The sequence below is a fragment of the Algoriphagus sediminis genome, assembly GCF_030403435.1.
GTDB lineage: Bacteria > Bacteroidota > Bacteroidia > Cytophagales > Cyclobacteriaceae > Algoriphagus > Algoriphagus sediminis.
In genome coordinates, this window is sequence record NZ_JAUEPH010000006.1 from 113,262 (window position 1) to 129,130 (window position 15,869).

13 protein-coding genes are annotated in these 15,869 nt (G+C 42.4%); 12 read left to right on the forward strand and 1 reads right to left on the reverse strand.

Annotation, left to right across the window (positions count from 1 at the left end; all coding sequences use genetic code 11):
- Window positions 1–104: 104 nt before the first annotated feature.
- A complete protein-coding gene (locus tag QVH07_RS14105) occupies window positions 105–1,700 on the reverse strand; it encodes an amidase (protein ID WP_290001488.1) in 1,596 nt (531 codons plus the stop codon).
- Between the two features lie 149 nt (window positions 1,701–1,849).
- Here QVH07_RS14105 and QVH07_RS14110 point away from each other — a divergent pair, with 149 nt between their 5' ends.
- The 12 genes from QVH07_RS14110 to QVH07_RS14165 all read left to right on the forward strand — a co-directional run bounded on the left by QVH07_RS14110 (window position 1,850) and on the right by QVH07_RS14165 (window position 15,863).
- A complete protein-coding gene (locus tag QVH07_RS14110; RefSeq protein ID WP_290001489.1) occupies window positions 1,850–2,647 on the forward strand; it encodes an SDR family NAD(P)-dependent oxidoreductase in 798 nt (265 codons plus the stop codon).
- Window positions 2,648–2,752: 105 nt separating this feature from the next.
- Window positions 2,753–3,130, forward strand: a complete 378-nt coding sequence (locus QVH07_RS14115) for a BlaI/MecI/CopY family transcriptional regulator (RefSeq protein ID WP_290001948.1) — start codon at window positions 2,753–2,755, stop codon at window positions 3,128–3,130.
- Window positions 3,127–5,142, forward strand: a complete 2,016-nt coding sequence (locus tag QVH07_RS14120; protein ID WP_290001491.1) for a M56 family metallopeptidase — start codon at window positions 3,127–3,129, stop codon at window positions 5,140–5,142. The genes QVH07_RS14115 and QVH07_RS14120 overlap by 4 nt, the downstream gene beginning before the upstream one ends.
- Window positions 5,143–5,264: 122 nt before the next feature.
- Window positions 5,265–6,506, forward strand: coding sequence for a TCR/Tet family MFS transporter (locus tag QVH07_RS14125; RefSeq protein WP_290001493.1), 1,242 nt, complete (start codon window positions 5,265–5,267; stop codon window positions 6,504–6,506).
- Window positions 6,507–6,839: 333 nt separating this feature from the next.
- Window positions 6,840–7,274, forward strand: a complete 435-nt coding sequence (mraZ, locus tag QVH07_RS14130) for a division/cell wall cluster transcriptional repressor MraZ (RefSeq protein ID WP_290001495.1) — start codon at window positions 6,840–6,842, stop codon at window positions 7,272–7,274.
- 4 nt (window positions 7,275–7,278) lie between these two features.
- The gene (gene rsmH, locus QVH07_RS14135; RefSeq protein ID WP_290001496.1) at window positions 7,279–8,190 is read left to right on the forward strand and encodes a 16S rRNA (cytosine(1402)-N(4))-methyltransferase RsmH; all 912 of its coding nucleotides are present in this window, start codon (window positions 7,279–7,281) and stop codon (window positions 8,188–8,190) included.
- The gene (locus QVH07_RS14140; RefSeq protein WP_290001499.1) at window positions 8,187–8,570 is read left to right on the forward strand and encodes an FtsL-like putative cell division protein; all 384 of its coding nucleotides are present in this window, start codon (window positions 8,187–8,189) and stop codon (window positions 8,568–8,570) included. The genes rsmH and QVH07_RS14140 overlap by 4 nt, the downstream gene beginning before the upstream one ends.
- A complete protein-coding gene (locus QVH07_RS14145; RefSeq protein ID WP_290001502.1) occupies window positions 8,567–10,675 on the forward strand; it encodes a penicillin-binding protein in 2,109 nt (702 codons plus the stop codon). Before QVH07_RS14140 ends, QVH07_RS14145 begins: the two co-directional genes overlap by 4 nt.
- The gene (locus tag QVH07_RS14150; protein ID WP_290001504.1) at window positions 10,676–12,139 is read left to right on the forward strand and encodes a UDP-N-acetylmuramoyl-L-alanyl-D-glutamate--2,6-diaminopimelate ligase; all 1,464 of its coding nucleotides are present in this window, start codon (window positions 10,676–10,678) and stop codon (window positions 12,137–12,139) included.
- A complete protein-coding gene (gene mraY, locus QVH07_RS14155) occupies window positions 12,139–13,350 on the forward strand; it encodes a phospho-N-acetylmuramoyl-pentapeptide-transferase (RefSeq protein WP_290001506.1) in 1,212 nt (403 codons plus the stop codon). The genes QVH07_RS14150 and mraY overlap by 1 nt, the downstream gene beginning before the upstream one ends.
- On the forward strand, window positions 13,351–14,697 hold the full coding sequence (murD, locus tag QVH07_RS14160) for a UDP-N-acetylmuramoyl-L-alanine--D-glutamate ligase (RefSeq protein ID WP_290001509.1): 1,347 nt from the start codon (window positions 13,351–13,353) through the stop codon (window positions 14,695–14,697).
- Window positions 14,694–15,863 (forward strand): FtsW/RodA/SpoVE family cell cycle protein, encoded by a 1,170-nt coding sequence (locus tag QVH07_RS14165; RefSeq protein ID WP_290001511.1) that lies wholly within the window; start codon window positions 14,694–14,696, stop codon window positions 15,861–15,863. The genes murD and QVH07_RS14165 overlap by 4 nt, the downstream gene beginning before the upstream one ends.
- Window positions 15,864–15,869: the final 6 nt, after the last annotated feature.

The following is a 15,869-nucleotide window of genomic DNA, read 5'->3' on the forward strand; positions in this document are numbered from 1 at the left end:
TAAAAATTCAATGTCTATACAACTAATCCAAAGGAGACATGGTTCGCAGATGGGGTAGAAATTTTGATGGTCTAACTGGCTTGTTGAAATAGATTTATAGCATTCTATCTTTTGTTGTTCGAAGGCGGTTTTCGATGTTTTGTGCCTTGTTCGTAAGAATAAGTCAGTTTAATCAGAGTAGGTTCACTGTACATCCTTCCCAGAAATTGAAGTCCTGCAGGTAGATTGTTGCTGGTAAAGCCCATAGGAACAGTAAATGCCGGTTGCCCTGTATGTGGAGCAATGATTTGACTGTTGTCACCTTTGTATTCTTCCTGAAAGAAATCAATCCGAGCAGGTCTATTATTCCAAGATGGATAAATAATGGCGTCTAAATTTAATGAGTCCATCACAGACTCAATGGCTTGCCTGAAGGCAATTCTTTTCTCATCCTGGTAGGCATCAAGGCATTCCTTGTCTGAATGGTCGGGTTGAGTATTTATTTCAGAGAATAACTTCAAACGTTCCCTAGAAAATTCCGAAGTGGTGCCAATTCGAACAATATCCTCAAGGGTTTTGACTGTATCCTTTTTAACATAGGTAGCTAAAAAGGACTCAAGATCGATTCGAAAGGTGGGGCACCATTGATTCTGACTCAGATTCACAAAATCCGAAACTACCACAGGATCAATAATTTCAGCACCGAGGTTTTCTAGATCTGAAATGGCATTTTCAAATAAGGCTTTGATTTCCGGGTCTGGATCACGCTCGCTCAGTTCTCTTAAGACACCTATTCTTGCATTCTCCAAGCCATTCTCAACCAAATACTGCGTATAGTTATCAGGAGCTTTGCCTAAGGAGTTTTGTGTAATTGGGTCCTTTGAATCAATTCCTGCCATCACTTTCATGACTCTTGTTGCATCTTCAACAGTTCTACACATAGGCCCGACCACATCGTTTCTTAAATAAAGAGGCACAATACCTTCTCTACTAATGAGACCCATCGTAGTCCTAAAACCCACTAATGCATTATGTGAAGATGGTCCCCGGATGGAGTTTCCTGTATCTGTGCCTAAACCAACTGCAGCAAGATTAGCCGCAAGAGCTGCTGCTGTGCCACCACTTGAACCTGCTGGAACATAATCGGTATTATATGGATTTCTGGTGATTCCTTCTGTTGAACTTTCAGTATGCATGGGAGAAAAGGCCCATTCCGCCATGTTGGATTTTGCAATTATGATTGCTCCGGCATCGATTAATTTATTAATAACAAAAGCATTCTCTTCAGGAATAAAATCTTGAAGTGCAAGTGCACCAGCGGTAGTAGGAAGTCCGATGGTATTAATATTGTCCTTAACGATGATAGGAATTCCATGGAGAGGACGTAAAATCTTTGTCCTTTGGTATTCTTCGTCCAGAGCTTCCGCGATTTTTAAGGCATCCGGATTAATTATGCTAATAGCATTGATCGCATCATCAGTTTCTTCTATGGCTGTGATATAGGCATTGACTAAATGCCTGCTGTTATAATGGCCCTCAGTATAGGCGGTATGAATTTCAGCAATAGTCAGTTCCTCTAAATCTATTGCTGGTTCTTTTTTTTCAAATTGGCATGAGGAAATGCAAACTAAAACCAAGTAAATAATAAGGGTATTGAATTTAGTCATTCTATGAGGTTGGTCATTTCTTCTTAATATACTGACCTTTGTTATTTCTGTCATCTTAATGCATTTGAATAGACGTTGCCAGATTGCTTTTTTTCTTTAAAAAAGTCCCCAAAAAATCATTTTTTTCGAGTTAAGGGCTAGTTCCTTTTTTCAGGAAATGTCAATCAAGGTATTATCTTGCCGGCCTCGAAGGAATTCTATAGATGAAACAAGGACTTTTTATCATTTCAGGTGCAGCAAGTGGTATTGGGCTTGACCTGGCCAAAACTCTAGAAAGCCAAGGGAGAGAATTGCTTCTGATGGATTTGGATTCAGGATCTTTAAAAAAGCAGTTTTCTGAATCGAATTCTCTTGAGTTTGTTATTGGAGATGTTTCGAGGATAGAATTCTGGGAAGAGGCGGTGATGAAAAAGATAAATAGAAGGAGAGTAGCTTGCCTAGTCAATTCTGCAGGAGTGATTAGGCCAGGATTTGTTCGGGACTTTTCATTAAAAGATATCGATTTTCATCTCGATGTGAATACCAAAGGGAGTATCCTTGGAACCCGCTTCATTGCCAACCTAATGAAAGATCAAGGATTTGGTCACGTGATCAATATTTCGTCATTGGCTGGATTGGCGCCAGTTTCAGGATTGAGTCTTTATTCTGCTTCGAAATTCGCGATTCGGGGTTTCAGTTTGGCGGCAGCAACTGAGTATAGAAAATTCGGAGTCAATATTTCTGTGGTTTGTCCTGATTTGGTAAAAACCCCCATGTTGGATTTACAGCTCGATTATCCAGAGGAAGCCAAACTCACATTTAGCGGACCTGAAAAAGTACTGACTCCGACTGATATTACTAAAGTCCTGTTGAAGCTTATGGAAAAGCCCAAAGACCTGGTCTGCATCCCTGAATCCCGTGGGCTATTGGCCAAAGTAGCCGGAATCTGGCCTGGTTTGGGAGAGATTTTTAGGAATAGCCTGGAGTCCAAAGGGGAAAAAGCTATCAAAAAACTACGTTAAAAGCTCAATTTCTAGGTTTAACACTTTTTAATACGATAATTTTCGTATATCTATTGAATTACGATAGACTTCGTATAACTTTGTACGAAAGATATCGTAAGAAGGATCATGACTAAACCAACAGAATCAGAATTAGAGATTCTTTCTATCCTCTGGGAAATGAAAGAAGCCAGCGTGAGACAAGTGCATGAGAAGTTGGCCCTGAGCAAGGAAACAGGCTACACTACCACACTGAAAATCATGCAGATCATGCATGCTAAAGGTTTGGTCTCCAGAGATGAGAGTAGTCGCTCTCATATTTACAGTCCCGCTACCAACAAGAAGGAAACCCAATCTTCGTTATTAAAAAACCTAATGAATACTGCCTTTGGTGGATCTGCCCAACATCTGGTTATGCAGGCTTTGGGACAAGAGAAGCCATCCAAGGAGGAACTCGATGAAATTCGCGCATTTTTAGACCAACTAGAAGAAAAGAAATCATGAACCTATTAAACGACTGGATATCGGAATCAATGTTATCTGCATTTGGTTGGACGCTGATTCACTCAGTTTGGCAGATGATTCTGATATCTGCCACGCTTTGGATCGGCCTTAAGATTTTCCAAAGGAAGAGTCCTAATTTCAAGTATAGATTGGCCTATGCAGCCATGATGCTCTGCCTGCTTACGACCATATCAACTTTTATTTATGTTTTTGATTCAGCTAAAGGTGCCACTATAAGTGCGAGTGGAGAACTCGCCTTTGCCATGAACCAAGCTGTTAAGGCCCAGGCTATTGTTGGTTCTGGAATCAGTCTTTGGGACACCTTTGTGAGGTTCGTAGAGCCGCAAATTCCCTTCCTGGTCAATGTCTGGTTTTTCGGAGCACTTCTATTTCTAGTTCGACTCTTTGGGAATTTAGCTGCGGTTAGGAACTTGAAAGTAGCGAGCCAGGGAGTGACTGACTTTGAACTTGAAAAAACATTTTACCGACTGATAGGAAGAATGGATCTAAGTAGCAATATCGAATTGAGATTAGGAAAAAATGCTACTTCTCCACTTACATTTGGCGTTTTTAAGCCGGTGGTTTTGATTCCTGCAGGTTTGATATTCCATCTTTCTCCAAGTCAGTTGGAGGCGATCATTGCACATGAATTGGCTCATATCAAGCGATATGACTACTTGGCGAATTTGGTTCAGTCCTCTCTAGAAGTGATTTTCTTTTATCATCCATCGTTCTGGTGGATGTCTCAAACCATAAAGGAATTGAGGGAAAATGCTGCTGATGACTTAGCGGTAGAAGCCGGAATTTCTCCTGATGCTTTAGCCCACAGCTTAGCAGAAGTATTGAATTATTCGCGCGGAGCCCAAAGTGAATTAGCTTTGGCAGCAGCCAAAAAAAGAAACCCTACACTACAAAGAATAAAAAGAATTCTGGGCCAGCCCGCTCAGACCTATCCACAAAACCCTATTATTTCTATACCTATGATTTTAACGCTATTTATTGCCCTGGGAATGGTGGCCAGTACGGCTGAGCCCCTTCCTGAGAAACCAGAAAAAGTGATGCCACTGGCATCTTTACAAATGCCGGAGGTGGAGATTCCTTTAAAGAATCTTGTGCCAATTGATACTACTGAGAAAAAGCAGTTAAAGGAAGTAATCGTCCATCGGGATGAAGATTCTTCCGAGAGTACCGTAACCCGAATTCATCTTGATGAGGATTCAGAAAAAGCTGAGAATGTATTTGTTTGGGAAAATGGTCAAGGTACAGTTATCGAGTTGAAAGGAACTGGGAAAATGCTGCTTAAGCAGGATAACGATATGTTCATTTTAAATGGAGATACCTTAAAGCTGAGCGGCGCGAATAACTTATTTATCGATAGCATGGTGATGGATATGTCAGATTTTCCGGTAATGGAGCTGGAAGATATTCCAAGTATAGCCATGGTGCCGACTCCTGAATTCTTCATGGAAGAGTTTGAAGCTATGCCAGATATGGATTTCGATTTCGATTTTGATGCTCCAGTGATGTTCGAATTTGATGGGGATAAAGATTTTGTCTTCTACGAGATGGATACTACTGAGATGACCCAGGAGGAGAGAGAAGCTTGGCAAAAGGATTTTGAGAAAAAGGCTGAAGAGTTTGCCAAAAGAATGGAAGAGCGAGCTAAGGAATGGGAAAAAGAGATGGCTCCAAGAATGAAGGAGTTTGAAGAGCGAATGAAGGAGTGGCAAAAAGACTGGGAGCCAAAAATGAAGGAATATGAGCAGAAGATGAAGGCTTGGCAAGAAGAAAATGAGCCAAAGATGAAGGAGTTTGAAGAGAGGATCAAAGAGTGGCAGAAGGAGAATGAACCAAAGATGGAAGAATTCCAACGAAAAGTGGAGGTGTGGCAAAAGGAGAATGAAGCGAAAATTCAGGAATTTGTGAAGAAAATAGAGAAGGAAGCTGAGCAAATGCAAAAGGAAGCTGAGAAAGCTGCTAAAGAAGCAAAAGAAGAGAAAGAAAATAATTGATTTGTGTGTTTGATAAAGAAATGCCTGTCCGTATGGTCAGGCTTTTTTTGTTTAAAAGATATGGCTGTAGAAAAGCTGAAAGAGTCCAAACAATGCATTAAGTTTGGGCTGTTTATTTGAACATGCAGTCCAATTCCAAACGAGCCTTACTTTTTATTTTCATTACCATCCTGGTGGATGTTATTGGTCTTGGGGTCATCATTCCGGTGGTACCCTCACTGATTGAAGAGTTAACCGGTGAAGGAATCAGCGAGGCTTCAAGGTATGGCGGCTGGTTGATTTTTTCCTTTGCAGCTACACAGTTTCTGTTTTCTCCTGTCATGGGAGGCTTATCGGACAGGTTTGGACGAAGACCGGTCCTTTTACTATCGCTCTTTGGCTTAGGGATTGATTATGTCTTCCATGCTCTGGCACCTACGCTTTTCTGGCTTTTTGTGGGTCGGGTAATTGCCGGAGTTTTTGGGGCGAGTTTTACCACTGCTACAGCATATATCGCTGACATCAGTACCCCCGAAAAAAGATCTCAAAATTTCGGTTTGATAGGAGCAGCTTTTGGATTGGGATTCATAATTGGTCCAGTGATCGGAGGGATTGCAGGTTCTGAATTTGGGCCAAGGGCACCCTTTTATGTGGCAGCGGCACTATCTCTCTTGAATGTCGTTTACGGCTTTTTTGTTCTTCCGGAATCACTGGATGAAGACAAACGGAGAAAGTTCGAATGGAAGCGGGCCAATCCAGTGGGTTCACTGATGAACCTGAGGAAATATCCTATCGTCTCTGGCTTGGTTGTTTCTCTTGTTTTGATTTATCTGGCTGGTCATGCGGTGCAAAGTAATTGGGCTTATTACACCATGTTTAAATTTGATTGGGATGAAGCCATGGTGGGATATTCACTTGGGGTGGTTGGCCTCCTTGTAGCTCTAGTTCAAGGAGGACTGATTCGGGTGGCTATTCCGCGCCTGGGGCAAGCGAACTCAGTCTATTTAGGACTAGCTTTGTACGCAGTGGGACTTTTCTGTTTTGGCATGGCCAATGTTGGATGGATGATGCTGGTATTTCTGATTCCTTATTGTCTCGGTGGTATTTCAGGTCCTGCGCTTCAGGGGATTATCTCCTCCCAGGTTCCTTCGAATGAACAGGGAGAATTACAGGGAGCTTTGACAAGTTTGGTCAGTGCAACATCCATCGTTGGCCCCGTAATGATGAATAGTATTTTCGCTTATTTTTCGACTGATTCTGCTCCAATTTATTTGCCCGGAGCATCCTTCTTTTTGGCCGCACTACTGACTATTATTAGTTTGATTTTAGCGTATCGGGTTCTGTCTGTGCGTTTCAAAAGTCTTGTTTGGCCCGATCCGAAGTAAGAATTTGGGACTAATTCCTTCTTTCAAAAATTTTCATGGGAATTTACCCCACTTTTGGTCTGTTCCTTGGACTCTTAAGTGTATAGATTTTCATTTTATGGCACGAAAAGTGCTTTACTCCGCTCCATTCGCTGTTTTTGGATTTTGGCTAAGTTCTTTTGAATCAATAGAATAGCTAATAAAAAATCTTGATTTTTTTCTCTTAAATATTGGCTTAGGAGTAAGTTTTAGCTACTTTTAAAAGAAAGTGGGAAAAAGTGGGGTAAAGTGGTAGAATGTGTAAGTCATTTTATTACTTTTGTTTTTACTGATTCCCAGAAATTTTTCGATTGAATGTTCAATAGCCAGTACGATAGCAAGCTTGATCCGAAAGGGCGGTTGGTTTTACCAGCTAAAATAAAGGCGGCCATTCCAGAAGCGAATGGTTCCTCGCTCATGCTGCGTATGGCAGAAGACAAGTGTCTGGCACTTTACACCATGAATGAGTATCGGAAGCTAGAGAGTCAGATTAAATCGCTTTCAATCAATAATCCGGAGCAACGAATGCTTCAGCGTTCATTCTTCATCAGTAGCGTGGAGGTCGAGTTGGATAGTGCAGGGAGGCTGCTAATTCCAAAAGTCTACCAGGCTTATGCCGGATTAGAAAAAGAAGTGGTAGTCGTGGGAATGGGATCGCGGATAGAGCTTTGGCATCCTGAGAAGTATCAGCAGAATATCATCGCTGATCCCGCGGACTTGTCAAACCTGATGGAAAAATATCTCTCCTAAGTTTATGACAGCTTCAACCTACCACATACCAGTCATGCTTACCCAATGCACTGAAGGATTGGCTATAGACCCTAATGGGACTTATGTTGATGTCACCTTTGGAGGAGGAGGACACTCTCGTGCTATCCTCGAAAAACTGGATAAGGGAAGGCTTTTGGCTTTCGACCAAGATCAGGATGCATTGGAGAATGTTCCAAAAGATGAGCGATTCACCTTTATTCAGGCCAATTTTAGGGATTTGAAGAAATACTTACGACTTCACGGCGTTCGACAAGTGGATGGAATTTTAGCTGATTTGGGTATTTCCTCACACCAGATAGACGAAGCCAGCAGAGGTTTCTCAACCAGATTTGCCGGTGACTTGGATATGAGGATGAACCAGTCAGCTCAGATCACTGCCAAGGATATTCTCAATACCTATGATGAGGCTCAGCTACATAAGATTTTGGGAGTCTATGGTGAGGTGAAGAATGCGAAGACTTTGGCTCAAGGAATTGTGGCAGAGAGGTCGGTAATGCCATTTGAGACCACAGAAGGTTTTACCACATTCCTACGAAAGTATGCGCGGCGCGGAAAGGAGTTTAAGTACTATGCTCAGGTTTTTCAGGCATTGCGCATTGAGGTGAATGACGAGATCGGGGCACTTGAGGATTTCCTTACGGATTCCATTGAGGTATTGAAGCCCGGGGGCCGGTTGGTGGTCATGAGTTATCACAGCCTCGAGGATAGATTGGTGAAAAATATGATCACCAAGGGCAAGTTTCATGGCGAGGTGGAGAAGGATTTTTACGGAAATCTGATTCGTCCCTTTGAGCCAGTTACGAGAAAGGCAGTTACAGCGGATGCGGATGAGATCAGTGAAAATTCCAGAGCGCGAAGCGCAAAGTTGAGAATTGCTAAAAGATCAGAGCTATGAGTCAGAATCGATTTAAGAAAAAGCTAAAAAAAGGGAATACCCCGAAGAAGGGTTCGGGTAGGACCATTTTTTCATGGATTGAAGAAAAACTGAACATCACGCCGGTGATTGGAGAAGGGGTGCCTGTGCAATTGGTACCACCAGTGACTTTTATTGCTTTGCTTGCTTTGATTTACATCTACAGTAATCATCGGGCGGAGAACATGGTCCGGAAAATTGAAAAAGCGCAGCAAGAAGTGGAAGACCTTAGAGCAGATGTTACCACTCTTGAAGCAGAGTATATGCTTAGCAGTATGCAGTCTGAAGTGGCTAAGAAAGTGGCCCCACAAGGAATAGAAGAACTGGATAAACCACCTATCAAAATAGAGATCGAAGAGTGAATATTAAGCAATCCATAGTGCTCCGTGTTCGGGTGGTGTTTATCCTCATTGCCTTGGCTGCGGCTGCCATTCCCTATCAGATCATTAGGCTTCAGCTTGATGAAGGGGATAAGTGGAGAGCTAAAGCCAAAACCATCAATTTCCAATACAGAGAGGTGGCAGCTACCCGTGGAAATATCTACGCTGGAGACGGAAGTCTTTTGGCAACCAGTCTTCCATTTTATCGAGTAGCTATGGACCCTACCATGGCAAAAGACGGAATCATCAAAGATGGAATTGATGAGCTGGCCAATAATCTTTCGGCTTATTACAGAGATAAGTCTGCTGCTTCTTATAAGAGAATGATCATGGATGCCCGCCATGATAAGAAACGATATATCGTTTTGAATCGAAGGCAAATAGGCTATCAGGATATGCAAAAGATGTCTCAGTGGCCAATTTTCGAAAGAGGAAGACTGGGCGGTGGAGTACTTTTTGAAAAAGTTGAAAAAAGATATCAGCCTTTCAAATCACTGGCCAGCCGGACTGTGGGTTTTATCAATGAGGATGAATATGGAGCAGGAATAGAGTACAGCTTTAATGAGTATTTGAAAGGTCAAACCGGAAAAGCCTTATTTCAGAGATTGGCTGGTGGAAGTTGGAAGCCGGTTTTTGATGCAGAAGATGTGAAGCCTGAAGATGGAAGCGATGTGATCACCACATTGGACGTGAATATTCAGGATATTGCTGAGACAGCCTTGCTTAAACAACTTCTGGATAGAGAGGCAGAGTTTGGATCTGTAATTTTGATGGAGGTAAAGACCGGAGAAATTAAAGCCATAGCTAATCTGCAAAAAAATAAAAGTGGAAGAGGCTATGGTGAGAATTACAATTTTGCCATCGGCGACCAGGGTAACACTGAGCCTGGATCTACCTTCAAGCTTTTTTCAATGTTGGCTCTACTTGAGGAGAACAAAGTAAGTCTGGAGGATAAGGTTGAAACTGGAAATGGGGCTTACAGATTCTATGATCGCATCATGAGGGATGCAAAAAATGGTGGATATGGTACCCTTACTGTACGGGAAGCATTTGAGAAATCGTCAAACGTGGCCATTTCAAAACTGGTGGAAGAGAATTTTGGTGCTAACCCTTCCAAATTTCTTGGCTATCTGGATCAGACTGGATTAAAGGAACCTTTTGGTTTCCAATTAGTGGGAGAGGGCAAGCCATTCTTCAAAACACCAGGAACCAAAACCTGGTATGGGACCTCACTTCCATGGATTTCAATTGGCTATGAGTCCAAGCTTAATCCGCTACACACTTTGGCACTTTATAATGCAGTGGCCAATGACGGCAAAATGATGAAGCCTTTCATTATCAAGGCGATCGCTAAAGGAAACCAAATTGAAGAAAGATTTGATCCGGAGGTGATTCGTGAAAGCATAGCCTCGGAAAAGACCATTGCCCAGCTAAAAGAACTTTTAGAAGGTGTAGTGGAGCGGGGAACAGCCAGGAATATTTCAAATGATGAGTTCCGAATCGCAGGAAAAACAGGGACTGCGCAGAAGCTCGTGGATGGTAGATATACAAGGAATTATTACACAAGCTTTGCGGGATACTTTCCCGCAGATCGCCCAAAGTATTCCATGATTGTGGTGATTGACAGTCCCAAAGGCTTTATGGCCTATGGTGGAGATGTTTGCGCCCCAGTTTTTAAAGAGATCGCCAACAGAGTTTATGCATTGGATATGGAATTGAATCCTTCCAATCAAACTCTAATCACAGAAAAAGAACAGGAAGAAAGTCCTTTGCCTACCATTCGAGCAGGAAAAGGATCGGAGATTGGACAAATTCTGGCTGAACTTGGGGTCCCTTCCGTTACGGAGCAATCTGAGGAATGGGTGAAAACCTATGCTGAAGAAAAAACCGTGAACTGGAAGGACAATCCTATGGATCAGGCTACCATCCCAGATGTTTCCGGACTTTCCTTGAGGGATGCACTTTTCATTCTTGAGAACAAAGGTCTAAAAGTGGATTACACCGGTAAGGGCCGGGTGATGTCTCAGTCCATTCCGGCAGGAAGTAAACTTCAACCAAATTCTACCATAAATCTAAGACTTGGCTAAATGAAGGTTTTGAAAGACATATTATATCGTGTTTCGCTTCAGTCCACTGTTGGTAATATGGAGAATGGATTGGTGGATATAGCTTTCGATAGCCGTAAGGTTCGGAAAGGGTCTGCCTTTGTGGCCATTCCTGGGACACAGGTCGATGGGCATGATTTCATAGCCAAAGCTATTGAGAAGGGAGCTGGAATCATTGTTTGTGAGACTCTGCCTAAAGATATTAAGGAAGGGGTTACCTACGTTCAGGTACAAAGTTCATCCAAGGCCCTGGGCATTATGGCTGCTAATTTCTACGGTAATCCTTCAAAGCAAATGAAGGTAGTAGCAGTTACTGGGACCAATGGAAAAACCACTACGGTAACGCTTCTTCATCAGCTATTTCAGGATATGGGATACACCAGTGGATTGCTTTCCACTGTTGAAAATAAAATTAATGAAGAGGTAATTCCGAGCACACATACTACTCCTGACTCTCTTAGCGTGCAGCGCTTGCTGGCACAGATGCTCGAGGCCGGTTGTACACATTGTTTTATGGAGGCCAGCTCTCATGCCATAGTTCAGGAAAGAATTGCGGGGTTGAATTTAACAGGTGCGGTTTTCACCAATATTTCCCACGACCATCTTGATTATCATAAGACTTTTGAAGAATACATCAAGGCGAAGAAAAAACTCTTCGATGAACTTTCTAAGGATGCTTTTGCCTTGGTCAATATTGACGATAAGAGAGGAAAGGTCATGGTTCAAAATACCAAAGCGACCATCCAGTATTTCGGGCTGAAAACTGCAGCAGATTTTAAGGCTAAAATCCTTTCCAATACGCTGGAAGGACTCGAATTAGACATAAACGGAAAGCTAATCTGGTTCCGGATGATTGGAGCCTTTAATGCCTATAACATTATGGCGGTTCTCGGAACTGCACTGTTGCTTGGGGAAGATGAAGAGGAAGTTTTAAAATCTCTTTCAGGAATCAAAGGAGCCAGAGGTAGATTCGACAGGATTTCAATTGCCGGGATCACCGCAATAGTGGACTATGCCCATACGCCTGATGCATTGGAGAATGTCCTAAAGACTATAAACGAGGTACGCACCGGAGGCGAGCAACTTACCACCATTGTCGGTTGTGGGGGTGATCGAGATAAAACCAAAAGACCTGTAATGGCTAAAATTGCTGTTACCGAAAGTGACAAGGCCATTTTGACTTCTGATAATCCTAGAACAGAAAATCCGCAGGAAATTCTGAAGGACATGGAGGAAGGAGTAGGTCCAAGTGATTTAAGAAAGACTTTGACCATTGTAGACAGGAGGGAAGCTATAAAAACGGCCTGCATGCTTTCCAAGAAGGGAGATATTATTCTCATCGCTGGCAAAGGCCATGAGACATACCAGGAGATTAATGGAGTGAAACACCATTTCGATGATGCGGAAGTAGTGACGGAATTTTTAACTCAACTGAATCAAAACTAATGCTCTATCCACTATTCAATTATCTAGATCAAGTATTAGACGTTCCTGGAGCAGGAGTTTTTCAATATATCTCATTCCGTGCGGGGATGGCAGCGGTTTTATCTCTGATTGTGACCATCACTTTTGGTGATAAGATGATTACTTGGATTCGAAATCGTCAGATTGGTGAGACGGTAAGGGATTTGGGCCTTGAAGGCCAAAACCAAAAGAAGGGAACTCCAACCATGGGCGGATTGATGATTATGGCCGCCATCCTGATTCCTACTCTTTTGTTTGCAGATCTACAAAATATATATGTTCAACTTCTGCTGATTACAACGGTTTGGTTGGGTGGAATTGGCTTTGTGGATGATTACATCAAAGTATTTCGAAAGAATAAAGAAGGCCTAAAAGGCAGATTTAAGATAGTAGGACAGATTGGGATTGGGATCATTGTGGGAGCTACTCTATTCTTTCATGAAGATGTGGTGGTGAGGGATTTCCAAACACCGGTTTCGATCGAGCAGGGAGTAGTAGAAACCCCAGCTTATCAGGATGTGAAAACAGCAAAGACCACCATTCCATTTGTGAAGAATAATGAGCTTAACTACGAAAATCTGCTTGGATTTTTGGGAGAAAGCATGACTCCTGTTCTTTACATTTTTGTGGTGATTTTCATTATCACCGCAGTCTCCAATGGAGCTAATATTACCGATGGGATTGATGGCTTGGCCGCTGGAACCTCAGCCATAATCGGCCTTACCATTGCCATATTCGCATACATTTCAGGAAATGCCATTTTCTCACAGTACTTAAATGTGATGTATATCCCGAATTCAGGGGAGCTGGTAATTTTTGCAGCAGCTTTCATTGGCGCTTGTATTGGATTTCTTTGGTACAATGCCTATCCCGCCCAGGTTTTTATGGGGGACACCGGAAGTTTGATGCTTGGTGGTGTGATAGCGGTTCTTGCGCTTACACTTAGGAAGGAATTATTGATCCCATTGATGTGTGGAATTTTTGTTGTGGAAAACCTGAGTGTGATGATCCAGGTGGGCTACTTCAAATACACCAAAAGAAAATACGGTGAAGGGCGGAGAATATTTCTCATGTCTCCACTGCATCACCATTATCAAAAGAAAAATATACCTGAAGCTAAAATAGTGACCAGATTCTGGATCGTAGGGATTCTCCTTGCTGTAATGACTTTGGCCACATTGAAATTGAGATAAATGAATAGAATAGTCATTCTGGGAAGCGGAAAAAGCGGAATGGGAGCTGCAAGGCTAGCCAAACAGAAGGGCTATGACGTTTTCGTTTCTGATTTTGGCGAAATATCAAAAGAGAGTCGTGAATTGCTCTTGGCTGAAGGAATTTTATTTGAAGAAAATGGACACTCTGAAGGATCGGTCTTAAATGCCAACCTCATAATAAAAAGTCCGGGTATTTCTCCCCGAATTCCAATTCTAAAGGCGGCTAGAGAAAAAGGAATTGTAATTATAGATGAGTTAGAATTTGCCTCTAGATTTTCAACAGGCAAGGTCATTGCCATTACCGGGACCAACGGTAAGACGACAACAACTTCCATGATTTATCATGTCATGAAAAGTGCAGGAATGGATGTGGGAGTTGCGGGAAATATAGGCCAAAGCTGGGCTTCTCAGCTTTTGGATTCAGACCATGAGTGGTGGGTCATTGAGTGCAGTAGCTTTCAAATCGAAGGAATGAAATCCTTCAGACCTCATATTGGCATTCTTACGAATATCACTCCTGACCATTTGGATCGATATGAATACTCTTTGGATAAATACATAACGGCTAAGTTTGGGCTCTTCAAAAACCAGACTGAGGATGATTTTGCCATTTTTCTTAAGGGAGATGAAAACTCTGATAAAGGAAGGTCATTTTCATCCATTTCATCTACAATTCTTGAAGTAGGCAATACGAATGAGGCATCAGCCTTTGTAAATGGAGATTCACTTGAGTTCCACTTTGATTATCAAAACTGGCAACTAAAGATAGATGAAATTCCGGTTCCGGGCCGACATAATCAATTCAATGCACTATTCACAGGTTTAGCTTGTCAACTAGCCAATCTCAGTCCTCAGGCGATAAAAAAAGGGATTTCTTCTTTCCGTGGCATCGAGCATAGAATTGAGAAAGTTAGGATAGTGGACGGAGTGACCTTTGTGAATGATAGTAAAGGAACTAATGTGGATGCTACATCCTATGCTCTTCACTCCTATGATCAGCCATTGGTCTGGATAGCTGGAGGAGTAGACAAAGGAAATGATTATTCCACGATTATCGACATAGTTAAAAAGCAGGTCAAAGGTCTCATTTGTCTGGGCAAGGATAATCAAAAATTGAAATCAGTTTTTGGAGACTTGGTAGATGACATCAGGGAAACTCAGGCTATGACACAAGCTGTAAACTGGGGTCATGAAATCGGTACGGATGGAGATGTGGTATTGCTTTCTCCGGCATGTGCCAGCTTTGACCTATTTAATAACTATGAAGATCGCGGACATCAGTTCGTGGAAGCAGTGAACCAACTTAAACCTAAAGCCCTGGTATGAATCAGTTCAAATCATGGATAGACGAACATTTTAAGGGTGACCCGATCATTTGGGGCATAGTGATATTGCTTTCCCTTTTCAGTATTCTGGTTGTTTATTCTGCTACTGGTTCATTGGCTTACAAGTATGCCGGGGGAAATACAGAGGTATATCTTTTTAGACATTCCTTCCTGGTTTTGGTCTCCCTAGCTGTGATGTGGTTTGCGCATAAAATCCCTTACAGGAATTATGCACTTTACGCAAGACTGGCCATGTACTTGTCGATTCCATTGCTGTTGATTACCTATTTATTTGGCTCAAATATCAATGAGGCTAATCGATGGTTAACCATTCCGGTTATAAATCAGGCCTTTCAGCCATCTGATCTTGCAAAGCTTGCCTTAATCTCAGCTCTGGCAGCCATGCTTGCTAGCAAACAGAATAATATCAAAGATTTTAAGACCACTTTTCTACCAATCATTATCGCTATCGGGATTATTTGTGGATTGATCGCTTTGGCCAATATGTCCACCGCCATCCTTCTACTTTGTACATGTCTCTTGATCATGTTTATCGGTAGGGTGCCGCTCAAGTACTTGGTGATGGTCGTTTTGGTTGGTGTTCTGGGGCTAACCTCCGCGGCATTCCTGGGGCAAAGAGGAGAAACATTCGTTTCCAGAATCGAAAGCTTTGTGGATCCTGAAGAAATTCCATTTCAGGCGGAGCAATCCTACATCGCTATTGCTACTGGTGGATTTACCGGAAAAGGACCCGGAAACAGTGAGCAAAGAAACTCCCTCCCTCATCCCTATTCGGACTTCATTTATGCCATTATCATTGAAGAATATGGAGTGGCCGGTGGAGTAGGAGTCCTATTCCTTTATCTGGCGCTACTCTACAGGGGAATGCGTATTGTCGCAAATTCCAATAAAGCATTTGGTGGACTTCTTTCTGCGGGACTGAGCTTTGCTTTGGTCATTCAGGCACTTATAAATATGTCCGTAGCTGTGGGATTGGGACCCATAACAGGTTTGCCATTGCCACTGCTAAGTATGGGAGGAACCTCACTTGTGTTTACCGGTATTTCACTGGGGATTATCCTCAGCGTTAGTCGGGGAGATCATCAGGAAGAGGCTCAAAAGGCGACAAGTCCTTTTGCAAATAAACCAAGATTTAAAACTGCATAGCCATAG